The 5,352-nt window shown below is 75.7% G+C and carries 7 protein-coding genes; 4 read left to right on the top strand and 3 right to left on the bottom strand.

Features of this window, described 5'->3' with window-relative positions:
• Nucleotides 1-140: 140 nt before the first annotated feature.
• Nucleotides 141-1,955, bottom strand: coding sequence for a phosphoenolpyruvate carboxykinase (GTP) (locus ACI78U_RS24690; RefSeq protein ID WP_456878092.1), 1,815 nt, complete (start codon nucleotides 1,953-1,955; stop codon nucleotides 141-143).
• Nucleotides 1,956-2,176: 221 nt separating this feature from the next.
• Here ACI78U_RS24690 and ACI78U_RS24695 point away from each other — a divergent pair, with 221 nt between their 5' ends.
• Nucleotides 2,177-3,361, top strand: a complete 1,185-nt coding sequence (locus ACI78U_RS24695; RefSeq protein WP_456878093.1) for an NADH:flavin oxidoreductase/NADH oxidase — start codon at nucleotides 2,177-2,179, stop codon at nucleotides 3,359-3,361.
• On the top strand, nucleotides 3,358-3,783 hold the full coding sequence (locus tag ACI78U_RS24700; RefSeq protein WP_456878094.1) for a hypothetical protein: 426 nt from the start codon (nucleotides 3,358-3,360) through the stop codon (nucleotides 3,781-3,783). Before ACI78U_RS24695 ends, ACI78U_RS24700 begins: the two co-directional genes overlap by 4 nt.
• Here ACI78U_RS24700 and ACI78U_RS24705 read toward each other — a convergent pair.
• Nucleotides 3,759-4,286 (bottom strand): SRPBCC domain-containing protein, encoded by a 528-nt coding sequence (locus ACI78U_RS24705; protein ID WP_456878095.1) that lies wholly within the window; start codon nucleotides 4,284-4,286, stop codon nucleotides 3,759-3,761. The two genes, ACI78U_RS24700 and ACI78U_RS24705, sit on opposite strands and share 25 nt — an antisense overlap.
• A complete protein-coding gene (locus ACI78U_RS24710) occupies nucleotides 4,283-4,624 on the bottom strand; it encodes an ArsR/SmtB family transcription factor (RefSeq protein WP_456878096.1) in 342 nt (113 codons plus the stop codon). Before ACI78U_RS24710 ends, ACI78U_RS24705 begins: the two co-directional genes overlap by 4 nt.
• Nucleotides 4,625-4,698: 74 nt before the next feature.
• On the opposite strand from ACI78U_RS24710, the gene ACI78U_RS24715 reads away from it, so the two are divergent.
• Complete coding sequence (locus ACI78U_RS24715; RefSeq protein ID WP_456878097.1) at nucleotides 4,699-4,932, top strand: hypothetical protein; 234 nt, start codon at nucleotides 4,699-4,701, stop codon at nucleotides 4,930-4,932.
• 75 nt (nucleotides 4,933-5,007) lie between these two features.
• Complete coding sequence (locus ACI78U_RS24720; protein ID WP_456878098.1) at nucleotides 5,008-5,250, top strand: acyl carrier protein; 243 nt, start codon at nucleotides 5,008-5,010, stop codon at nucleotides 5,248-5,250.
• Nucleotides 5,251-5,352: the final 102 nt, after the last annotated feature.

Raw genomic sequence — 5,352 nt, forward strand, 5'->3', positions numbered from 1 at the left:
CCCCCCCCCCCCCCCCCCCCCCCCCCCCCCCCCCCCCCCCCCCCCCCCCCCCCCCCCCCCCCCCCCCCCCCCCCCCCCCCCCCCCCCCCCCCCCCCCCCCCCCCCCCCCCCCCCCCCGGGAGTCGGGGCGGGGCCTCCCGCTAGGCGAGCCGGCTCTCGAGGATGGCGAGCTCGTCCCACATGGTGCTGGGGAGCTTGTCCCCGAACTTCTCGAACCACTCGGTGATCTGCGGGACCTCCGCGCGCCACTCGTCCCGGTCGACGGCGAGCGCCTTGCGCACCCGGTCCTCGGTCAGGTCCAGCCCGGAGACGTCGAGGGAGTCCGGCGTCGGGACGTGGCCGACCGGGGTCTCCTCGGCGGCCGCGGTGCCCTCGATGCGCTCGACGACCCACTTGAGGACCCGGCTGTTCTCGCCGAAGCCCGGCCACAGGAAGCCGCCGTCCTCGTCGCGGCGGAACCAGTTCACGTAGAAGATCCGCGGCAGCTTGGTGGCGTCGTGGGCCTTGCCGGTCTCGACCCAGTGCCGGAAGTAGTCGCCGGCGTTGTAGCCGATGAACGGCAGCATGGCGAACGGGTCGCGGCGCACGACCCCGACCGCGCCGGTGGCCGCCGCCGTCGTCTCCGACGACAGCGTGGCGCCCATGAAGACGCCGTGGTTCCAGTCCCGCGCCTCGGTGACCAGCGGGATCGTGGTCTTGCGGCGGCCGCCGAAGAGGATGGCCGAGATCGGCACGCCCCGCGGGTCCTCGTACTCCGGGGCGAGGATCGGGCACTGGGTGATCGGCGTGCAGAACCGCGAGTTCGGGTGCGAGGAGGGCTCGTCGGAGTCCGGCGTCCAGTCCTGCTTCTTCCAGCTGGTCAGGTGGGCCGGGGGCTCCTCGGTCATGCCCTCCCACCAGACGTCGCCGTCGTCGGTGAGCGCGACGTTGGTGAACACCGAGTTGCCCCGGTCGATGGTGCGCATCGCGTTGGGGTTGGTGTCCCAGCCGGTGCCGGGCGCGACGCCGAAGAGGCCGTACTCGGGGTTGAGCGCGTAGAGCCGGCCGTCCTCGCCGAACCGCATCCAGGCGATGTCGTCGCCGAGGGTCTCGACCTGCCAGCCGGGGATGGTCGGCTCGAGCATCGCCAGGTTGGTCTTGCCGCAGGCGCTCGGGAAGGCCGCCGCGATGTAGTACGTGCGCTGCTGGGGGCTGGTCAGCTTCAGGATGAGCATGTGCTCGGCGAGCCAGCCCTCGTCACGGGCCATCGCCGAGGCGATCCGCAGCGAGTAGCACTTCTTGCCCAGCAGGGCGTTGCCGCCGTAGCCCGAGCCGTAGGACCAGATGGCCCGCTCCTCGGGGAAGTGCACGATGTACTTGGTCTGGCTGCAGGGCCAGGGCACGTCCTCCTGGCCCGGCTCCAGCGGGGCGCCGAGGGAGTGCATGGCCGGCACGAACGGCCGGTCGGTGCCCATCGCCTCGAGGATCCGGCTGCCGATCCGGGCCATCACCCGCATGGAGACGACGACGTACTCGGAGTCGGTGAGCTCGACGCCGAACATGGGGTTCTCGGCCTCGACCGGGCCCATGCAGAACGGGATGACGTACATCGTGCGGCCACGCATCGAGCCCCGGTAGAGCTCGGTCATGATCGCCTTCATCTCGTCGGGGGCCATCCAGTTGTTGGTCGGCCCCGCGTCGGCCTCGTCGACCGAGCAGATGAACGTGCGGTCCTCGACGCGCGCGACGTCGCTGGGGTCGGAGGCGCACCAGAAGGAGTTGGGCTTGCGCTCCAGCCGGGTGAAGGTGCCGGCGTCGACCAGCCGCTGGGTCAGCCGCTCCCACTCCTCGTCACTGCCGTCGACCCACACGACCCGGTCCGGGGTGGTCAGCTCCGCCATCTCCTGCACCCAGGCCAGCAGCCGGGCGTGGGTGGTGGGGGCGTTCTCGAGACCGGGGGTGGCCACGGAAGTCACGGCGTCTCCATCCTGTGAGGCGCACGCCGGGTGCGGGGACACCGGCGCCGGTGCGAGCTGCGTCCCGGGGCGGCGATGCGGGTCCGGCCGTCCGGGTCGGGTCAGCGTACAAGCGGTGATAGCTCTTCGTAATGGTGAGAGGTGTTACGTCTAGGACGTCTACCCCGGGGTCGGGCGGTGACCGGGAACACCGCAGGTGAGCGCGGTGTTGGTGCCGTGACGTGACCAGTCTCACGAGCGGCTCCGCGCCGTCCCCGGCCCTCCTCACGCCCCTGACCCTGCGCGGCGTGACCCTCCCGAACCGGCTCGTCGTCGCCCCGATGTGCCAGTACTCGGTGACCGACGGGCTGGTCGGCGACTACCACCTCGTGCACCTCGGCCGGTTCGCCCTCGGCGGCTTCGGCGCCGTCCTCGTCGAGGCGACGGCGGTGACGCCCGCGGGGCGGATCAGCCACGGCGACGTGGGCCTGTGGTCCGACGCGCACGTGCCGGGCCTGGCCCGGGTCGCCGCCTTCCTGCGCGCCTCCGGAGCCGTCGCGGGCATCCAGCTGGCCCACGCCGGCGCCAAGGCCAGCAGCCGGCGCCCGTGGGAGGGCGACGGCCCGCTGATGGCGGCCGACGCCCGGCCGGGCGAGGAGCCGTGGCCGACCGTCGCGGCCAGCCCCGTCCCCGCCGGTCCCGGCCGGCCGGTGCCGCACGGGCTCACCGTCGGGGAGCTGACGGAGGTGCGCGAGGCGTTCGTCGCGGCCACCCGCCGGTCGCTAGCGGCCGGGTTCGACGTCGTCGAGGTGCACGCCGCGCACGGCTACCTGCTGCACCAGTTCCTCTCCCCGCTGTCCAACCGGCGCACCGACGCCTACGGCGGCTCGCGCGAGGCCCGGTGGCGGTTCCCGCTGGAGGTGGTCGAGGCGGTCCGCGCCGCGTGGCCCGCGGACCGGCCCCTGTTCGTGCGGGTCTCGGCCGTCGACGGCACCGCGGACGGGATCACGCTCGAGGACACCGTCGCCTTCGCCCGGGAGCTGCGGGTCCGCGGCGTCGACGTCGTCGACGCCTCCGGCGGCGGCCTGGGCGGCTGGGAGCACCCGCTCGGCTACGGCTACCAGGTGCCCTTCGCCGCCGGCGTCCGCGAGGGAGCCGGGATCCCCACGATGGCCGTGGGGCTGATCGTCGACGCGCGGCAGGCCGAGGCCGTCGTCGCCGGGGGCCTGGCCGACCTGGTGGCCGTCGGACGGGAGGCGCAGGAGGACCCGAACTTCGCCGTCCACGCCGCGCGCGACCTCACCGGCGCCTACGACGCCTACCCGGTGCAGGCGAGCGAGCGGCTGGACCGGCGCAACGCCTTCCTCGGCCGGCTGGGCCCGTGGACCGGCCCGGCCCCGGTGCAGGTCCCCGAGCGGGCCCGGTGACGGGTCGCCGGCGGGCGCTGCTCGCGACCTCCGCCGTCCAGCTGGGGGCGGGCCTGGCCGGCACGGTCCTGTCGCTGCGCCGCCGGCACCCGTTCGCCACACCCGTGCTCGCCGGCTCCCCGGCGACGGTCGGCCGTGACGCCTGGTGGGCCGGGACGGCGCTCGGCCCGCCGGCCTGGACGCTGGCGATCCACGCGTGGGCGCTGGCCCGACTGGCCGCGCGCGACGACCTGCGCGCCCGCCGGGTGCTGGCCGCCACCGGCGCCGCCCTCGTGCCCGGCTACCTGGCCGAGCGGCTCGTGCGCCGGCGGCTGACCCCGGCCGGCGCCGACCCGGTCGAGACCGGGGTGGCCGCCGTCGGGCTCGCCGCGGCCGTGGCGATGGCCGTGCTGGGCGCTCAGCCCTCCGGGGTGCGGCCGTAGTCGGGGCCGGTGCGGGCCAGGAAGGTGTCCCAGTCGCCGGGCGCCGGGCGGCCACCGGCCTCGGCGTCGAACTTGTCGAGGTACCAGTGCCAGCCGAGGGCGAAGTCGGTGACGTCGGCGCCGGCGGAGAAGACCTGCACGAAGTGCAGCGTGGTGCGGCCGCTCTCGACGACGAGGGCCAGCTCCACCCGCCAGTCGGCCTGGTCGACCCACTCGACGACCAGCCGGCGCGGCGGGTCGCACTCGGCGATCCGCACCGGCTCGCCGACCGGCTCGGCCTCGTGGGTCATCGTCAGCGTCCCGCGGCCGCCGGGGGTCCGCTCGCCCTCGTAGGTGCCGAACCAGCGGGCCAGCCGCTCGGGCTCGGTGAGCGCGGCCCAGACGGCGTCGGGACCGTCGGACCAGGAGCGGCGGAACTCCAGCCGGAGACGCCCGTCGGGGAGCTCGGTGACCGCGCCGCGGCGGCCGGTCGGCGGGTCGGCGGGGGTCTGGAGGTCGGTCACGGGGCGTCTCCGTCCGTCGGGGGATGGGCCCGGGCCCGGCGGCCGCGGGCGATCTCGGTGTCGAGGGCGTCCAAGCGCTGCGCCCAGAGGTCGCGGTAGGACCCCAGCCAGTCGTCGAGCTCCCGCAGCGGGCGCGGGTCGAGCGCGTAGAGCCGCCGGCGCCCCTCGACCCGGCTGCTCACCAGCCCCGCCTCGCGCAGCACGCGCAGGTGCCGGCTGACCGCCGGGCGGCTGACCGCGAACCGCCCGGCGAGCTCCCCGGCGGGCAGCTCGCCGTCCCGGAGCAGCGCGAGCAGCCGCCGCCGGGTCGGGTCCGCGAGAGCCGCGAGCGCCTCCACGGGCTGATGTGTAACACAGGGGTTACGCATTGCGCCAGGGATTGCCGCCCTCGACCGGAGGGCAGGGAGGGCGCATGAGCGTCACCGACCCCGACGTCCCGGACCCGCTGAACGACCCCCGGACCACCCAGGCCGACCCCGGCGCCTACGGCCAGGGCGCCGACCTCGCCTCGGCCGGCGACGACCCGGCGTCGGCCGGGCAGGACGAGCAGGCCGCCGACGACCCGGAGACGACGGCCGGCCGCACCCTGGCCGACGACGCCGGCGGGGGCGACGTCGCGGGAGGCGCGTTCTCCAACTCGCCGTGACGGACCGGCCCGTTTCGGCCAGGAGGAGCGGGGAACCCGTCCGGACGCCCATCCCCCGACGACGAGGAGGACACCATGGCCACCGGTGAGACCGGATTCGAGGACGTCACCTTCGACCTGATCTCCGTGCAGTACCACTCGCTGAAGGCCGGGCACGACTACGGCCAGTACGTCCGGGACGCCGAGAACGCGGGCCTCGACGACATCGCCGCGTTCTTCCGCGAGGTCATGGAGCAGGACTCGGCGCGCGCCCGACGCTGCCACGAGCTGCTCCGCAAGATCTCCGGCACCGAGCAGGGCGGCCCGGCCACCCAGTGAGACAGCGGAGGGGGGGGGGGGGGGGGGGGGGGGGGGGGGGGGGGGGGGGGGGGGGGGGGGGGGGGGGGGGGGGGGGGGGGGGGGGGGGGGGGGGGGGGGGGG

This window comes from Geodermatophilus sp. SYSU D00710 (assembly GCF_054050195.1).

Coding starts and splice junctions, on each gene's coding strand:
- ACI78U_RS24715 (WP_456878097.1), top strand. CDS start 4,699: ATGAGCGTCACCGACCCCGACGTCCCGGACCCGCTGAACGACCCCCGG.
- ACI78U_RS24720 (WP_456878098.1), top strand. CDS start 5,008: ATGGCCACCGGTGAGACCGGATTCGAGGACGTCACCTTCGACCTGATC.